We start from the raw sequence: 15222 nt of genomic DNA, 5'->3' as shown, positions 1-15222 counted from the left end.
CCGGCCTCGCGCCGGGTTTTTTGTTTTTTGACCTACACTCCCCACAAGGGGTAGGAAGCTCAGCCGCCGCCTTCCCTCTCCGCCTCCTGCTTCAGCGTCGCGATGAACCGCTTGGTCCGTTCGCGCTCCGGGTTGCCGAACAGCACCGCGGACGGCCCCTTCTCGACGATGACGCCGGCATCGAGGAACACCGCCTCCTGGGCGATCTTGGAGGCAAGCCGCAGGTCATGCGTCGCCATCACCATGGTCGTGCCTTCGCTGGCGAGCTTGCCGAGCACGTCGACCACCTCTTGCGCCAATTCAGGATCAAGCGCCGATGTCGGCTCATCGCACAGCAGCACCTTCGGCGATGGCGCCAAAGCGCGGGCAATCGCCACGCGCTGCTGCTGGCCGCCCGACAGCGTCGCCGGCCAGGCGTCGGCCTTGTGCGCCATCCCGACCTTTTCTAGCAAGGCGAGCGCCCGCTCGCGGGCCTTCTCGGGCGACCATTTCAGCACCGTGACCAGGCCTTCCATGACATTCTCGATCGCGGTGCGATGCGGGAACAACTGGAAATTCTGGAACACCATGCCGGTCTGCAGGCGCAACCGCCTGATGTCGCTCGCCGGCACCTTGACGCCCGGACGGAACTCGAGCGTCTCGTCACCTATGCGCACCGTGCCCGAAGTCGGGATTTCCAGCAGGTTGATGCAGCGCAACAGCGTGCTCTTGCCGCCGCCCGAAGGGCCTACCAGCGCGGTGACGCTGCCTTCCGCAATGGCGACGGTCACGCCCTTCAGCACCAGATTGTCGCCGAAGCGCTTTTCGATATTGGTGAGGCCGATCATGAGCGCGCCTCCAGGAAGCCGCCATAGCGGTTGAGCCGCTCCTCCAGCCGCGTCTGCAAGGCCGACAGCACCGAGCTCATCGCCAGATAGAGGATCGCCGCCTCGACATAGAGGATCAGCGGCTCATAGCTGGTGGCGACGATGCGCTGCGCCGCCTGGAACATCTCCGGCACGGTGATGGCGGCAGCCAGCGACGTGTCCTTGACCAGCGAGATGAAGGTGTTGGAAAGCGGCGGCACCGCGACGCGCCCGGCTTGCGGCAGGATGGTGCGCCGCATCGCCTGGCTCCAGGTCATGCCGATCGAATAGGCGGCTTCCCATTGGCCTTTCGGCACGGAGCCGATTGCCGCGCGGATGATCTCCGACGTGTAGGCGCCGATGTTGAGCGTGAAGCCGATCAGCGCTGCCGTGAAGGCGTCGAGCAGGATGCCGACCGACGGCAGGCCGTAGAAGATCAGGAACAGCTGCACCAGGAGCGGCGTGCCGCGGAAGATCCAGACATAGAAGCGCACGACCGCGACCAGCGGCCTTGGTCCGAACAGCCGGCCAAGTGCCGCACCGAGGCCAACCGTCAGGCCGAGGACGAACGACAACAGCGTCAACGGCACGGTGAAGATGAGAGCGGCCCAGAGCAGCGAAGGCAGCGACTCCAGCATCAGTTGCAGCCAATGCGGCACGAAAGACCCCCAGAATGATCGCGGCGGCGTTATCGAAATGCGAATGCAGGCGCCATATCACGACAAAAGCGGCGGGCCGTCAAAGACGGCTCGCCGCTGGCATGTTGCAAGGCCGAAAACCGGCCCTGATAATCAACTACTTCGAAACGTCCTGGCCGAAATAGGTGTCGGCGATCTTCTTGTAGGTGCCGTCGGCCTTGATGTCGGCCAGCGCCTTGTTGATGGCCGCGACCAGTTCGGGATCGCCCTTGCGCACGATGACGCCGGAATAATCGGCGTTTTCTTCCTGCGCGGCGATCTTCACATTGGCGTCTGGCTTGTGCTTCTTGAAGTCGAGGAACGACAGGCTGTCATTGATGGTGGCGTCGGCACGGCCGGTCAAGAGAAGCTGGATCGACTGGTCGAAGCCGTCGGTACCGACCAGTTCGGCGCCGTTGCTCTCGGCCAGCTTGCCGAAATTCGAAGTCAGCGACTGCGCCGACTTCTTGCCCTTGAGGTCGGCGAAAGTCTTGATGTCGGTGTTGTCGCCGCGCACGATCAGCACCGCCTTGGAAGCGATGTAGGGATCGGAGAAATCATACTTGGCCTTGCGCGCGTCGGTGATGCCGACTTCGTTGATGACGGCATCATAACGGCTGACGTCGAGACCGGCGATCAGCCCATCCCATTTGCCTTCGAGGAACTCGACCTTGACGCCCAGCTTGTCGGCGATCGCCTTGGCGATCTCGACGTCGAAGCCGACCAGCGCGCCCGAACCGTCATGATAGGTGAAGGGTGCGTAGGTGCCTTCCGTGCCTACCTTGATGACGCCGGCCTGCTTGATCTGATCGAGATTGGCGCCCGCATGGCCTGAGGTGACAGCCAGAGCCTGCAGCGTTCCGGCGACGATAAGCGACTTGAGCCATTTCATCTTTTTGTGATCCCGTCCTTGGCCTGAAACCCGGCCTGTTGTGAGGGCTGGAAAATGACAGATGCAGACAGAAAGAATAAGGAATCAGATTTCAAAAACAAAGAATTTCCGAAACCCCATTCTCAAAAAAGGATTGTTAGCAGCGTTCGAAGCGTCCGGGCGACGGTTCAAAAATCGCCTGGACAGCATCACTCGCCAGCCCGCGCCGGCGGAACCTTTCTCGCGCATGGCAGTTTTGGCTGTTCTAGGGCGCGACGCCGCGATTTCAACCGGTGCCCTGCCAAGTTCGCAAGTCATCTCGCCTGAACCAGGGAGCACCTCATGATGGAAGACATGGCAGGACGGATCATGGTCCGCGCGGCGATGAAGGCTCCCTATCTCGAACGGGACGAGGAACATCGGCTGGCCTTGCTCTGGAAGGAAGACAACGACCAGAACGCGCTGCACTGCATCACCGTCGCCCACATGCGGCTGGTCATTTCCATGGCCTCGAAATTCCGCCACTACGGCCTGCCGCTTGGCGACCTGATACAGGAAGGCCATGTCGGCCTGCTCGAGGCCGCCGCCCGCTTCGAGCCGGAGCGCGAAGTGCGGTTTTCGACCTATGCGACGTGGTGGATCCGCGCCTCGATGCAGGACTACATCCTGCGCAACTGGTCGATTGTGCGCGGCGGCACCAGCTCGGCGCAAAAGGCCCTGTTCTTCAACCTGCGGCGCCTGCGCGCCAGGCTCGCGAACGGCACGGAACCGCTCTCCAACACAACTCTGTACCGCGAAGTTTCGGTCGCGCTTGGCGTTTCCGAGGCGGATGTGGCGATGATGGATTCGCGGCTGTCGGCACCCGACTCCTCGCTCAACGTGCCGCTTGCCGACGATTCAGGCGGCACCGAGCGCATGGACTTCCTGGTCTCGGACGATCCCCTGCCCGACGAGATCGTTGGCGACAAGATCGACGTCGCGCGCCGCTCGCTCTGGCTGCGTGAGGCACTTCGCGCGCTCAACGCACGCGAACTGAGGATCATCGAGGAGCGCCGGCTGAACGACGAGGGCGCCACGCTCGAGGCGCTTGGCGAGACGCTTGGCATTTCCAAGGAACGCGTCCGCCAGATCGAGGCGCGCGCCATGGAAAAGCTCAAGGTCGCGCTGGTGAAGCAGAATCCGGAGTTTCTGGCGACAGCCGCCTGACCGCTCAAAAGCACAGGATCAAGAGCGCGTTGAAAACTCGCTCCGCTGAGGCGAATGGCGTGGATTTCAAGAACCGGAGCGGAGTGGACTCCATGAGCACCGGAAGCATAGAAAATCGCGGCAGGCGTGCAGCGAAGTGAGTTTGCAGCGTGCTCTTACTTGTCGGTGACGATCTTGACCTTGTCGCCGGCCGAAACCGCGGCCCCCGGCGACAGCGCATTGAGCACCCGGAACAGGTCGAGCTTGCGGTCGACGCCGACCATCTGCGCGGCGAGCGTGCCCATGGTCTGGCCCGGCTGCACTGTGAGCACGCGGATATGCAGCGGTTTCAAGGCCGCCTTCTCCGCGGCGCTCAGGATACGGAATGAGCCGCTGACCGAACGCGCGACAGAATCCAGCGAGGTGCTGGCCGAGGGTGCCGCGGTCAGCAGCCGGTAGACCTGGCCGCCGGCGCGGATCACCGCGATGTCGAACTGCCAGCCTTCGGCGCCGGCATGCGCGGTCGCCGCCTCGTTGCCGTTGATGGTTTCCTGCTTGACCGTGCTGTCGACGAGGCCAGCCACCCAGCCGCTTCTGATATAGTCGGTCAAGGCGCGGTTCTTGTCGATCGAAACGCCGTCGAAGCGGATCGCGATGTCGCCCGGGCCGGTCGCCGTCACCGCCGCCGCCGAATTGTCGATGATGAAACCGTCCGGCACCGTGAACGACACGCCAAGCCCCGGATGCAGGAAGGTCTCGCCGCGCACATAGCCTTCCTCCGGCGTATCGCCGTAGAGCAGGCCATCTATGCCGGCGAGGAAGGAATCGCGGTCGCGCGTGCCGAAGCCGGGTGCGCCGAACTGGCGGGCATGGCGCTGCGCCAGGTCGATGCGCTGCGGCGTGTTGGGATGCGTGGCCAGGAAGTCCAGGCTGGCATCGGTGGCACCGCTGATCGACCGGAAATCGGTATAGGCCGACATCGACTGCAGGAAGCGGCCGGCGGCATAGGGATCATAGCCGGCTTCACCGATCGACTTGATGCCGATGGCGTCGGCCTCCAGCTCCTGGTTGCGCGAGAACTGCGCCAGCCTGAGCTTGCCGCGGATCAGTGCCGCCTTGGCGGTCGGGCTGTCACCCAGCACATCCGAGACCACCTTGGTCGCCAGGCCTTCCTCGGCCTCGAGTTGCTGGCGCTGCAGGCCGTGATTGGCGGTGACGTGACCCATCTCATGCGCGATGACGGCGGCGAGCTCGGACGAATCATTGGCAAGCGCCAGCAGCCCGCGCGTGATGTAGAGATAGCCGCCCGGCAGCGCGAAGGCGTTGACGTTGGGCGAGTTGAGGATGGTGATGCGGTAGGTCTGGGTCGGATTCGCCGACACAACGGTAAGGTTGCCGACCACCTTGGCGACCATGCGCTCGAGCTTGGGATCGGAATACTCGCCGCCATAGGTGGCCAGGATGCGCGGATGCTGCGCCTTGGCGAGTTCCGCGAGTTTGTTGTTGGCGGCGACATTGTCGACCGTGATCGGCTTGTCGGACGGCTGAAAGCCGGATTCCTGGACCTCCGGAGGCGTGAACATCTGGCAGCTTGCAAGCGCCACGGCAAAGCCGGCCAGCGCCAGAAAGCGCGCCAGTGGATTCATTCGCAGCTTGTCAACGCCGATCGCCAGAACGGCTTCCTTTCAGGTCCCGGCGCATGACCACGAAAATCGGGGGCGATCTCCGGAACCTGTCATGCGCAAAAAACAAACTTCTACAGCATCCGTCGCGCGTCCCTCGGGGCGTGCGGCGGATGCTGTAGGCAAATCACGGCTTGTGCCGGACCAGTAGGGCGGACCTAGCCACACTACTTCTGCCATGGCAAGCAAGCGCCCCATCGCCTGAGGCCGGTTTGACCGTAAATTATGTCCGCTTCCGGGCAATATCTCGTGATACGGCATTCCCGGCACTGGCACCGATATAGCGCCGGAAGGCGTCGGGACCAGCCCCGGCAAAGAAATCGTCCGCGCTGCCGGTGGCCGCCACGGTGCCATTGTCCAGAAACACCACATTCTGGCTGATTCGGCGGGCGTCCTCCGGCTGGTGCGTGACGAACAGTACCGTCATGCCGCGCTCCGCATGCACGCCGGCAACCAGATCGAGCATGTCGTCGCGCAGGGCTGGCCCCAGCGAAGCGAAGGGTTCGTCGAGCAGAAGCACCGGGCGATCGCGCACCAGCACGCGGGCCAGGGCAACACGCTGGCGCTCGCCGCCGGAGAGTTCGCGCGGCAAGCGTTTTTCCTTGCCAGCAAGGCCTGTGCGGGCAAGCGCCCTGGCGATATCAGCACGGTCCGCTTCGGTCAGCCGCAGCGATGGCGAGCGCCCGAGCCCGACATTCTGCTCGACGGAAAGATGGGCGAAAAGGTTGTTTTCCTGGAACACCATCGACACTGGCCGTTGGGCCGGTGGCGCGGCGCCGACATCGGCCCCGCCAATCAGCACGCGGCCCGACAATGGCGTCTCGAACCCGGCGATGAGGTTGAGCAGCGTCGACTTGCCCGAACCGCTCGGCCCCATGATGGCAGTGATTTCCGCCGCGGCAAACGCGACATCGAAGACGAGCGGGGCCTCGCCATAGCTGAACGAAACCTCGTCCAGCCGCACCGGAACGCCCTTCCTGTCCATCGCCCCATCAGACATTGCCGACCTTTTCCCTGCCGAGCCAATCCGCGGCCAACACCAATGCGAGGCAGACGAGGCCAAGCAACAGCGCCAGGCCGGCGGCGTCCTCGGTGCGGTAGCTGCCCATGCGCGCCAGGAGAAGGTAGGGCAAGGTCTGCACGGAATCACTGCCGAACAGCGCGATCACGCCGAGATCGCCGAGCGACAGCGCCATGGCGAAAGCAAAAGCGGTGGCGAGCGGGCGCCGCAGTGATGGCCAGTCGACCAGCCGCAGCCTCGCCCAGCCGGCAATACCAAGCTGTGCGCAGAGCCGTTCGTGACGCTCGCTCGCCGCGTCATAGGCGGGACGGACGGCGCGCAGCGCGAACGGCATCGCCATGACAGCATTGACGGTGACAACCATCACCGGGGCGATGGCGAAGACATCGCCGGCATGGCGCAGCAACAGGAACCAGCCGGCGCCGATGACGATGGGCGGCACGACCAGGACGAACCCCGCGCCGGTGTCGGTTGCATGCTCAAGCAATGTCCTTGGCCCGGCACGGCGGCCCAGCGCCAGCGCTCGCCGCGCCATGGTGAGCGCCAGCGACAGCATCACCGAAAGCAGCGCCGACAGGAAGGCGAGCACGGCGCTGGTCAGCGTTGCTTGCCGGACGGTGGCCTCGCCGGCGAGCCGGCCGAGATCGGCGCCCAAACCGGCGACCACGGTCGCAGCCATCGGCCCGACAACGAACAGCAGTGCCAACACGATGAGCACGGCGTTGAGCGACGCCTCGGTCCCGTTGACGGAGAGATAGCGGCGCGGCGCGACCGGCAGGTTGGTGTCGCCGACCACATTGGCGCCAAGCCGCGTCAGCGCCAGGACCACGATGAACGTCAAGGCGATCTGCAGCAATGTCAGGGCGACCGCGCGCGCGGGATCGAAATCGAAGCGCAGCGCCTGATAGATGCCGACCTCCAGCGTCGTGGCGGCCGGCCCGCCGCCGAGTGTCAGCACGATGGTGAAGGAGGTGATGCAGAGCATGAAGACCAGCCCGGCGACGCCAGGCAGAGCCGCGCGCAACGTCGGCCATTCGATCAGCCGGAACGCCGGCCGCGCGCCCATGCCGAGCTGGCTCGCCAGCCGCCACTGGTCGGCGGGAATGGTCTGCAGCGCCTCGAGCAACAGTCGCACGCTGAGCGGTAGATTGAAAAAGACATGGGCGACGAGAATGCCGGACAGGCCGTAAATGCCAGGCCAGCCCCTGCCGCCAATCGCGCTGAACAGCCCGGCGAAGTAGCCGGCGCGACCGTAGAGCGCCAGGATGCCGAGCGCCGCGACGATCGCCGGCAGCGCCAGCGGCACGGCAAAGAGCTGCAGGATGAAGGCGCGGCCAAAGAAGCGCGGATGCCGCGACAGGGCGCGTGCGACGAAGAGTGCCGGAATGACCGAAAGCAGCGTCGAAAGGATTGCCTGCCAGAGCGTGAAGCGCACGACGCGAAGGAGATAGGGATCGAAGGCCGCCCAGGCGCCCGAGAAATCATGGGCGCCTTCGATGAGCAAGCCGGCAAACGCGCCACCGATCAGCAGCGTGATCGCGGCGAGCGCGATGATGCCGGCGGTGATGCGGGAGTCAGCGCGTTGCACGCTGGATCGCCCAGAATGCCTCTAGCGAGCGTCGCGTTCCTTCGCGCCCCCCTCTGTCCTGCCGGACATCTCCCCCACGAGGGGGGAGATAGGCAGTTTCCGCGCCTCGCTCATACCCGCCGCGTCGGCGATTGGCGAAATCACCGATAGCATCCGATCTCCCCCCTTGTGGGGGAGATGTCCGGTAGGACAGAGGGGGGCGCCGTAGAGCAATCATCTTTCGATCATACGGCCAATCTACTTGCTCATCACCGCCAGCCATTCATCGACCCAGGCCTTGCGGTTGGCCGCGACCTCTTCCGGGCTGAACAGCAAGGTCTTGGTCGGCTTGACAAGCTTGTCGAAGGCCGGGTTGAGCGGCTTGTCGGTCTTGCCGGCCGGGAACATCCAGTTGGTCTCGGGGATCGCATCCTGGAATTTCGGTCCGGTCATGAAGGCGATGAACTTTGCCGCCAGCGGATTCTTGGCTCCGGTCGTGGTGATGCCGGCGACCTCGATCTGCAGGTATTCGCCCTCTTCGAAGGAAGCCGCCTGGTAGCGCTGCGTGTTCTCGGCGACCATGTGGTAGGCCGGTGACGTCGTATAGGACAGCACCATCGGCGCTTCGCCCTTGGTGAACAGGCCATAGGCCTCGCTCCAGCCGGGCGTCACGGTCAGCACCTTGGCCTTGAGCTTGGCCCAGGCCTCCGGCGCCTTGTCGCCATAGACCGACTTCACCCACAGCAACAGGCCGAGGCCCGGCGTCGAGGTGCGCGGATCCTGGATGACGATCTTGTCGTCGGCGCTGCCTTCGACCAGGTCCTTCAAGCTCTTCGGCGGCGTCTTCAGCTTCTCGGTATCGTAAACGACAGCGAAATAGCCGTAGTCGAACGGAACGAAAGTATCGTCGCTCCAGCCGCCCGGCACATTAACGTCGTTCACCGCGCCATGCGGCGCGAACAACCCGCTGGCCTTGGCATCGGCGGTGAGATTGGTGTCGAGGCCGAGCACGATGTCGGCCTTGGTCGATGCGCCTTCGAGCTTGACGCGGTTGAGCAGCGCCACGCCATCGGCAACCGAGACGAACTCGACATCGCAGCCGCATTCGGCCTCGAATTCCTTCTTCACCACGGGACCTGGACCCCAGTCGGCGGTAAAGCTCTCATAGGTGTAGACGGTGAGCTTGTCCTTGGCCAAGGCCGGCCCCGACAGCGCAACAACCATGGCTGAGACAAGAGAGTATAAAAGCGTGCGCATCGGCGCCTCCTTCGTTCGCGTGACAAGGAATTGAGGCGTCGGACTGTCCGAAACGTCTAATCCCTCCGCCGGTACAAACCGGATCAGGTTCAGCGGGTTGGCGAGACTGCCTCTCAGCCGGTCCGCGAAAGATCGCAGCCGGCACCCCGTTAGAGCGTTTCGACACATAGGCCCGGCCGAGGAACCACGCAAGTGGGAGTTTGCCGCCTTCCGTTTCCGCTGCCGGGCTGGTACAGGCCACCGGATATGAGCACATTCACCATCCTGCTTGGCGGCGATCTCATCCGCACGCCCCGGCTCGACCGCCAGGTCGAGGGCTCGCGCGTGATCGCCGCCGACGCCGGCATCGGCCATGCCAGGCTGCTCGGCCTTGTGCCGGAACTGTGGGTGGGTGATTTCGATTCGGTGCCGGCCGACCTGCCCGCCGACCTCGCCGCGGTGCCACGCCAGACCTTCCCGGCGGAAAAAGACAAGACCGACGGGGAACTGGCGATCGCGGCAGCCCTTGAGCGCGGAGCGACCCGCCTTGTGTTGGCGGGCGCGTTCGGCGGCAAGCGCGCCGACCATGCCTTCCTGCATCTGGCGCTCGCCCTGCGCCTAGCCGAGGCCGGAACGGAGGTGCTGCTGACCAGCGGTGCCCAGGAAGGTGTCCCGCTGCTGTTGGGAACGGCCGGGTTCGACTATGCCGACGGCACGCTGTTTTCGATCCTCGGCTTTTCCGAACTTGCCGGCCTGACCGTTGCCGGTGCCAAATGGCCGCTGAATCAGGTCGAGGTGGCCTTCGGCTCATCACTGACCATCTCCAACGAGGTCAAGTTCGACAAGACCGGGGGCCGCCTCGAAATCGCGCTCGGCCATGGCCGCGCGCTGCTGCTCGCCCATCCCTATCCTTTGCCCGAAAGCTGACATGGCCCCGCCTCTTCTCAATCTCGACGGGATAAAACTGACCTTCGGCGGTACGCCGCTGCTCGACGGCGCCGCCTTGACCGCTTCGGCCGGCGACAAGATCGCGCTGGTCGGCCGCAATGGCTCCGGCAAGTCGACGCTGCTCAAGATCGCCGCCGGCCTGATCGAGCCGCAGGACGGCGAAGTCTTCCGCCAACCCTCGGCGACGGTCCGCTACCTCCCACAGATGCCCGACATGGAGGGCTTCGCCACCGTTCGCGGCTATGTCGAGGCGGGCCTCGGGCCTGCCGACGATCCCTATCGCGCCTCCTATCTGATGGAGCATCTTGGCTTGTCGGGCGAAGAGCGGCCGGGCGACCTCTCGGGTGGCGAGGCCAGGCGCGCCGCCCTGGCCCGCGTCATGGCGCCGGAACCCGACATTCTGCTACTTGATGAGCCGACCAACCATCTTGACCTGTCCGTCATCGAATGGCTCGAAGAAGAGCTTGTCCGCACCTCTTCGGCGCTCATCGTCATCTCGCACGACCGCCGCTTCCTCGAACGCGTGTCGCGCGCCACTGTCTGGCTCGACCGTGGCCAGACCCGCAGGCTGGACAAGGGTTTTGGCCATTTCGAGGAATGGCGTGACCTGGTGCTGGAAGAGGAAGAGCGCGAGCAGCACAAGCTCGGCCGCCAGATCGTGCGCGAGGAGCATTGGCTGCGCTATGGCGTGACGGCGCGGCGCAAGCGCAACATGCGCCGCCTCGGCGAGCTGCAGACCATGCGCCAGCGCTTCCGCGGCCATCGTGGCGCCGAAGGCAGCGCCAACATGGTGGCGAGCGATGCCGCCGAATCCGGCAAGCTGGTGATCGAAGCAAAGAACATCGAGAAGAGCTTTGGCGATCTCACCGTGGTCAAGGGCTTCTCGACCCGCATCCAGCGTGGCGACCGTGTCGGCCTCGTCGGGCCGAACGGCGCCGGCAAGACGACGTTGTTGAAGATGCTGACCGGCGAATTGGCGCCGGATGCCGGCTCGGTGCGGCTCGGCACCAATCTGGAAATCGCCACGCTCGACCAGAAGCGCGAGGCGGTCGACCCGCAGGAAACGCTGGCGCAGTATCTGACCGACGGGCGCGGCGAAAACCTCGTCATCAATGGCGAGCAGCGCCATGTCGTCTCCTACATGAAGGATTTTCTGTTCAAGCCGGAGCAGGCGCGCACGCCGGTGCGCGAACTGTCCGGCGGCGAGCGGGCGCGGCTGATCCTGGCGCGCGTGCTGGCGCGGCCGGCAAACCTGCTGGTGCTCGATGAGCCGACCAACGATCTCGACATGGAGACGCTGGAACTGCTGCAGGAACTGGTCGCTGGTTTTGCCGGCACCGTCATCCTGGTCAGCCACGACCGTGATTTCCTCGACCGCACAGTGACCAGCATCATCGCGCCGGACGGCGGCGGCCGCTGGGTCGAATATGCCGGCGGCTATTCCGACATGCTGGCGCAGCGCGGCGGCACCAGGCTCGACGACCGCAAGGCCCGCGCCAAGGCGGAAGCCGCAGATATGCCGGCGGCAGGCAAGAGCGAACCGGCGGCCCCAAAAGGGCCCGCGAAGAAACTGTCGTTCAAGCAGAAATTCGCCCTGGAATCGCTGCCGAAGAAGATCGAGGCGGTGACCGCATCGATCTCGCGGCTGGAGAACAACATCGCCGACCCGGCCTATTACGAGCGCGATCCGGCCTCGTTCCAGAAGACCATCGCCGCCCTCGACAAGGAACGCGCGACGCTGGCCGCGCTCGAGGAAGAATGGCTGGAGCTGGAGATGCTGCGCGAGGAGATGGAGGGGTAGTTGGTGCCTGCGAGGTTATGCGTCTATGTTGGACGCATAGAGGGCAACCCCATGCTTCAATCGAAACGCAAACTTCAGCGAAAATCCGTCAAGATATCGATCAGCTTGCAACTGCTCGAAGACGCCAAGGGATTAGGCATCTCCCGTGCCGCGGAGACCGGTATCGCCAAGGTGATTGCAGCGAAAAAGACGCGCCGATGGCAGGAAGAGCACAAGCAAGCCATCGAAGGCTGGAACGATTATGTCAGGCGCAACGGACTGCCCTTAGCCAAGTATCGGCCGTTTTGACCCCGTGACTATAGCCATACTGCTCTTGAAACGGCCGCCCGTCGTCAGCCCGCCGTCTTCGCCTGCCAGGCCTTGATCGCCTCGTCGAACACCTTTTCTCCGGGGATGCCTTTTTCCATGGTCAGCAGCGCCCGCCGGCCGGTCTTGTAGACCACCGGTACGTCGATCCAGTCCTGGCCGCGCAACAGGGTCATGTTGGCGTCCTCGTCGGCCTTGGTGTCGTTGAGCGCGACGAGGAAGAAGCCGTCGGCGATCTTGGCCGGAATGCCGATCAGCGGGCTGCCGGCATCCTGTTCGGAGCTTTTCATGGCGACGCGCAGGATGTTGTCGACACCGCCGCCTTCGAAACCGTCGGGCGTCAGGAAGATCATCTCGATGATATGGCTGGCCGGCAGCGTCTGGTCGGTGTTGCGGCGGATGGTCATGCGCAACTGGATGTCCTTGCCGGGGATGGTCGCCTCGGCACGGATCGCCGGCTCCGGCGGCAGGTCGCCACCTGGCGATTCCTGTACCAGAGACCAGACGATGCTGCCGGGCTCGGCCGACCCCTGCGCCGTGCTGGTGCGCTCCTCATAGAAGATCGCCTTCTGGCCGACCGGTACCGAGGCTTCCGTCGCCGGAGCGGCCGCCGGTGCCGCGGGCGTGGCGCCCGCCGGCGCGGGCGGCGGTGTGGCAGCGGCGTCGGCCGGTGCCGCGGGTGCGGTTCCGTTGGCCGGCGGTGTCGCGGGCGCGGCACCCGGCGCAGGCGTGGTCGCGGCAGGCGCGGCCGCGGCGGGTGCCGCTGCGGCCGGTGCGCCGGTGACTGGTGGCGGAGCCGCCGGGGCGTTGGTCGCCGAAGGTGGCGTCGTCAGCGCCGCGACGGATTCACCCTCGCCTATGCCGCTTTGTCCGCCGGCCGGGCCGGGATCGGTTTCGCCGCCTTCAGGCGTTAGGCGCTGCGTGAATTTGGTTCCTTCGGCGCCGGCTGCCGGCACCGGTGGCGTCGCCGCTGCGTCGGTAGCGGGCTTGGCCGGCGCCGGTTTCACCGGCTCGGTCTTGGCAACAACCTTGCCGCCGTCCAGGCCCAGCATCCTGCTGAAGGCATCCTTGTTCAGCCAGATGCCATAGCCGCCGCCGGCAACGACCAGCAAGGCGGCAACGGCGGCGATCAGCCCGCCATAGCTGCGCTTGCGTTCGGCTGGGCGCAGGCGCCGGAATGTATCGGCCGCCTCCGGCTCTTCGTCATTCGGGAAGACATCGGCCCGGTCATCGTCCTGGTCCGCATCCATGCCCGGCAAGGCATGGTCGGCAAGGTTCGGAGCTGCCGGTTGCACCGGCGTGGGCTTCTGCCAGCTCGGCTCGGCCTTGGCGGCGGGCGGCGGCGCCGGCCGGTAGGGTTCCGGTTTGGCGGCTGGCGGCGCCGGCCACGCCGGCTCCGCCTTCACCGGCTGGCGCGTGTGGCTCGGCTGGTTCTTGTTGCGGTCGATGGAGGAAAAGATGTGCTCCAGCTCGGCGAGCGGGTCTGTTTCCGGCACGCTCTTGGCATAATCCCGCTCGACGACCGCGATAGCGTCTTCCAGCGAGCGCTTCTGCGTGTTTATGGCTTCGGCGGCCGGCGGCGGCGAATATTCCGCAAGCTTCTTGGCCAGCATGGTTCGAACGCTGTCATAGATGCGCGTACGCTTCTCGGGCGTCTCGTCGCCGTGCTTGTCGAGCGCCTTTTTCAGAATAGCAACGAAATCTGCCATGCTTCAGTCGACCTGTATTTTGCTTCCGCGCCGGCCCCCGCAAATCAGCCGCGATGCCCGGAAAGGCTTCAGAAACTAGTCTTGAAACGGATCGGTCACAAGTATCGTGTCATCCCGTTCCGGGCTGGTGGAGAGGAGTGCTACCGGCGCGCCGATCAACTCCTCGATGTAGCGGACATATTTGACCGCCTGGGCCGGCAGGTCGTTCCAGCTGCGCGCGCCGGCAGTGGTGCCTTTCCACCCCTCCAGCGTCTCGTAGACCGGCTCGACACGGGCCTGCGCGCCCTGGCTCGCCGGCAAATAGTCGATCGTCTCGCCGTCGAGACGGTAGCCGGTGCAGACCTTGATCTCGTCCAGCCCGTCGAGCACGTCGAGCTTGGTCAGCGCGATGCCCTTGATGCCGTTGACGGCGACAGCCTGGCGCACCAGCACCGCGTCGAACCAGCCGCAGCGGCGCTTGCGCCCGGTGACAACGCCGAACTCATGACCGCGCGTGCCGAGGAATTCGCCGATCTCGTTCTTCTGTTCGGTCGGGAACGGACCTTCGCCAACGCGCGTCGTGTAGGCCTTGGTGATGCCGAGCACATAGCCGATGGCGCCCGGACCGACACCGGAGCCGGCAGCGGCCTGCCCGGCCACCGTGTTGGACGAGGTGACGAAGGGATAGGTGCCGTGATCGATATCGAGCAGCGTGCCTTGCGCGCCCTCGAACAGGATACGCTCGCCGGCGCGGCGCTTGTCGTCGAGGATTTTCCAGACACGGTCCATATAGGGCAGGATCTCATCCGCGACCGACGTCAACTCCGTCATGATCGCGTCATGCGTGACTTCCGCGTGGCCAAGCCCGCGGCGCAGCGCATTGTGATGCGTCAGCAGCCTGTCGACCTTCAGGGGAAGCGTTTCCAAATCCGCCAGATCCATCACCCGCACCGCGCGCCGACCCACCTTGTCCTCATAGGCCGGACCGATACCCCGGCGGGTGGTGCCAATCTTCGTTCCGGAATTTGAGGCGGCGTCCTCGCGGAATCCGTCCAGCTCCCGATGTACCGACAGGATAAGCGCTGTGTTTTCGGCTATTTTCAGGCGATCCGGCGCCACTTCGACGCCCTGCGCCTTGAGTTTCGCCACTTCGGCCACGAAAGCATGCGGGTCGAAGACCACGCCATTGCCGATGATGGACAGCTTGCCCTGCCGCACGACACCGGACGGCAACAGCGACAGCTTGTAGACCTTGCCGTCGACGACCAGCGTGTGGCCGGCATTATGCCCCCCCTGGAAACGCACCACCACATCGGCGCGCTCCGACAGCCAGTCGACGATCTTGCCCTTGCCTTCGTCACCCCATTGCGAGCCGACGACCACCACATTGGCCAT

General features: G+C 64.9%; 14 protein-coding genes and 1 riboswitch. Of the genes, 5 read left to right on the top strand and 9 right to left on the bottom strand.

The features are described from left to right. Positions 1-59: 59 nt before the first annotated feature. The 3 genes from MesoLj_RS07360 to MesoLj_RS07350 form a co-directional block, all read right to left on the bottom strand. Positions 60-827 carry an amino acid ABC transporter ATP-binding protein gene (locus MesoLj_RS07360; RefSeq protein WP_140777094.1) on the bottom strand — a complete coding sequence of 256 codons (768 nt, stop codon included), beginning with the start codon at positions 825-827 and terminating at the stop codon, positions 60-62. Beyond that, positions 824-1504 (bottom strand): amino acid ABC transporter permease, encoded by a 681-nt coding sequence (locus MesoLj_RS07355; RefSeq protein WP_202325587.1) that lies wholly within the window; start codon positions 1502-1504, stop codon positions 824-826. Before MesoLj_RS07355 ends, MesoLj_RS07360 begins: the two co-directional genes overlap by 4 nt. Before the next feature lie 136 nt (positions 1505-1640). Next, entirely contained in the window at positions 1641-2414 is a 774-nt protein-coding gene (locus MesoLj_RS07350) for an amino acid ABC transporter substrate-binding protein (RefSeq protein ID WP_140777098.1), read from the bottom strand. Positions 2415-2475: 61 nt separating this feature from the next. Between MesoLj_RS07350 and MesoLj_RS07345 the strand changes: the two genes are divergently transcribed. Both MesoLj_RS07345 and MesoLj_RS07340 read left to right on the top strand, forming a co-directional pair. Then, entirely contained in the window at positions 2476-2739 is a 264-nt protein-coding gene (locus MesoLj_RS07345) for a hypothetical protein (protein ID WP_202325586.1), read from the top strand. Continuing rightward, the gene (locus MesoLj_RS07340; protein ID WP_140777102.1) at positions 2736-3599 is read left to right on the top strand and encodes an RNA polymerase factor sigma-32; all 864 of its coding nucleotides are present in this window, start codon (positions 2736-2738) and stop codon (positions 3597-3599) included. Before MesoLj_RS07345 ends, MesoLj_RS07340 begins: the two co-directional genes overlap by 4 nt. Positions 3600-3754: 155 nt before the next feature. Here MesoLj_RS07340 and MesoLj_RS07335 read toward each other — a convergent pair whose 3' ends face one another. From MesoLj_RS07335 to thiB, 4 genes are all read right to left on the bottom strand, one after another. Continuing rightward, on the bottom strand, positions 3755-5224 hold the full coding sequence (locus MesoLj_RS07335; RefSeq protein ID WP_202325585.1) for a M48 family metalloprotease: 1470 nt from the start codon (positions 5222-5224) through the stop codon (positions 3755-3757). Positions 5225-5483: 259 nt separating this feature from the next. After that, entirely contained in the window at positions 5484-6260 is a 777-nt protein-coding gene (gene thiQ / locus MesoLj_RS07330; protein ID WP_202325584.1) for a thiamine ABC transporter ATP-binding protein, read from the bottom strand. Then, a complete protein-coding gene (thiP, locus tag MesoLj_RS07325; protein WP_202325583.1) occupies positions 6253-7869 on the bottom strand; it encodes a thiamine/thiamine pyrophosphate ABC transporter permease in 1617 nt (538 codons plus the stop codon). Before thiP ends, thiQ begins: the two co-directional genes overlap by 8 nt. 237 nt (positions 7870-8106) lie before the next feature. Further along, a complete protein-coding gene (gene thiB, locus MesoLj_RS07320) occupies positions 8107-9105 on the bottom strand; it encodes a thiamine ABC transporter substrate binding subunit (RefSeq protein ID WP_202325582.1) in 999 nt (332 codons plus the stop codon). Positions 9106-9148: 43 nt separating this feature from the next. Further along, a riboswitch (TPP riboswitch) is annotated at positions 9149-9264 on the bottom strand. Between the two features lie 87 nt (positions 9265-9351). Between thiB and MesoLj_RS07315 the strand changes: the two genes are divergently transcribed. Genes MesoLj_RS07315 through MesoLj_RS07305 form a run of 3 tightly spaced genes read left to right on the top strand, consistent with a single transcriptional unit; the run spans position 9352 to position 12121 of the window. Further along, positions 9352-10011 (top strand): thiamine diphosphokinase, encoded by a 660-nt coding sequence (locus tag MesoLj_RS07315; protein ID WP_202325581.1) that lies wholly within the window; start codon positions 9352-9354, stop codon positions 10009-10011. 1 nt (position 10012) lies between these two features. Then, positions 10013-11833: an ABC-F family ATP-binding cassette domain-containing protein gene (locus MesoLj_RS07310; protein WP_202325580.1), complete on the top strand. Its 1821-nt coding sequence runs from the start codon at positions 10013-10015 to the stop codon at positions 11831-11833. A gap of 51 nt (positions 11834-11884) precedes the next feature. Beyond that, the gene (locus MesoLj_RS07305) at positions 11885-12121 is read left to right on the top strand and encodes a type II toxin-antitoxin system CcdA family antitoxin (protein WP_202325579.1); all 237 of its coding nucleotides are present in this window, start codon (positions 11885-11887) and stop codon (positions 12119-12121) included. Positions 12122-12165: 44 nt separating this feature from the next. Here the strand turns inward: MesoLj_RS07305 and MesoLj_RS07300 are convergent, their stop codons facing one another. Both MesoLj_RS07300 and MesoLj_RS07295 read right to left on the bottom strand, forming a co-directional pair. Next, positions 12166-13848, bottom strand: a complete 1683-nt coding sequence (locus MesoLj_RS07300; protein WP_202325578.1) for a hypothetical protein — start codon at positions 13846-13848, stop codon at positions 12166-12168. A 75-nt stretch (positions 13849-13923) separates the two neighbouring features. Continuing rightward, on the bottom strand, positions 13924-15222 hold the full coding sequence (locus MesoLj_RS07295) for an adenylosuccinate synthase (RefSeq protein WP_140777116.1): 1299 nt from the start codon (positions 15220-15222) through the stop codon (positions 13924-13926).

It is taken from the genome of Mesorhizobium sp. 113-3-9, assembly GCF_016756515.1.
Taxonomy (GTDB): Bacteria; Pseudomonadota; Alphaproteobacteria; order Rhizobiales; family Rhizobiaceae; genus Mesorhizobium.
Note: the sequence above shows the minus strand (reverse complement) of the source record. Positions and strands in the feature narration are given on the sequence as shown.

What these genes read in the sequence shown, in the direction of transcription:
- MesoLj_RS07340 (WP_140777102.1), top strand. Translation starts at nt 2,736, where the DNA reads ATGATGGAAGACATGGCAGGACGGATCATGGTCCGCGCGGCGATGAAG.
- thiB (WP_202325582.1), bottom strand. Translation starts at nt 9,105, where the DNA reads ATGCGCACGCTTTTATACTCTCTTGTCTCAGCCATGGTTGTTGCGCTG.
- thiQ (WP_202325584.1), bottom strand. Translation starts at nt 6,260, where the DNA reads ATGTCTGATGGGGCGATGGACAGGAAGGGCGTTCCGGTGCGGCTGGAC.
- MesoLj_RS07350 (WP_140777098.1), bottom strand. Translation starts at nt 2,414, where the DNA reads ATGAAATGGCTCAAGTCGCTTATCGTCGCCGGAACGCTGCAGGCTCTG.
- MesoLj_RS07345 (WP_202325586.1), top strand. Translation starts at nt 2,476, where the DNA reads ATGCAGACAGAAAGAATAAGGAATCAGATTTCAAAAACAAAGAATTTC.
- MesoLj_RS07300 (WP_202325578.1), bottom strand. Translation starts at nt 13,848, where the DNA reads ATGGCAGATTTCGTTGCTATTCTGAAAAAGGCGCTCGACAAGCACGGC.
- MesoLj_RS07295 (WP_140777116.1), bottom strand. Translation starts at nt 15,222, where the DNA reads ATGGCCAATGTGGTGGTCGTCGGCTCGCAATGGGGTGACGAAGGCAAG.
- MesoLj_RS07305 (WP_202325579.1), top strand. Translation starts at nt 11,885, where the DNA reads ATGCTTCAATCGAAACGCAAACTTCAGCGAAAATCCGTCAAGATATCG.
- MesoLj_RS07360 (WP_140777094.1), bottom strand. Translation starts at nt 827, where the DNA reads ATGATCGGCCTCACCAATATCGAAAAGCGCTTCGGCGACAATCTGGTG.
- MesoLj_RS07315 (WP_202325581.1), top strand. Translation starts at nt 9,352, where the DNA reads ATGAGCACATTCACCATCCTGCTTGGCGGCGATCTCATCCGCACGCCC.
- MesoLj_RS07335 (WP_202325585.1), bottom strand. Translation starts at nt 5,224, where the DNA reads ATGAATCCACTGGCGCGCTTTCTGGCGCTGGCCGGCTTTGCCGTGGCG.
- MesoLj_RS07310 (WP_202325580.1), top strand. Translation starts at nt 10,013, where the DNA reads ATGGCCCCGCCTCTTCTCAATCTCGACGGGATAAAACTGACCTTCGGC.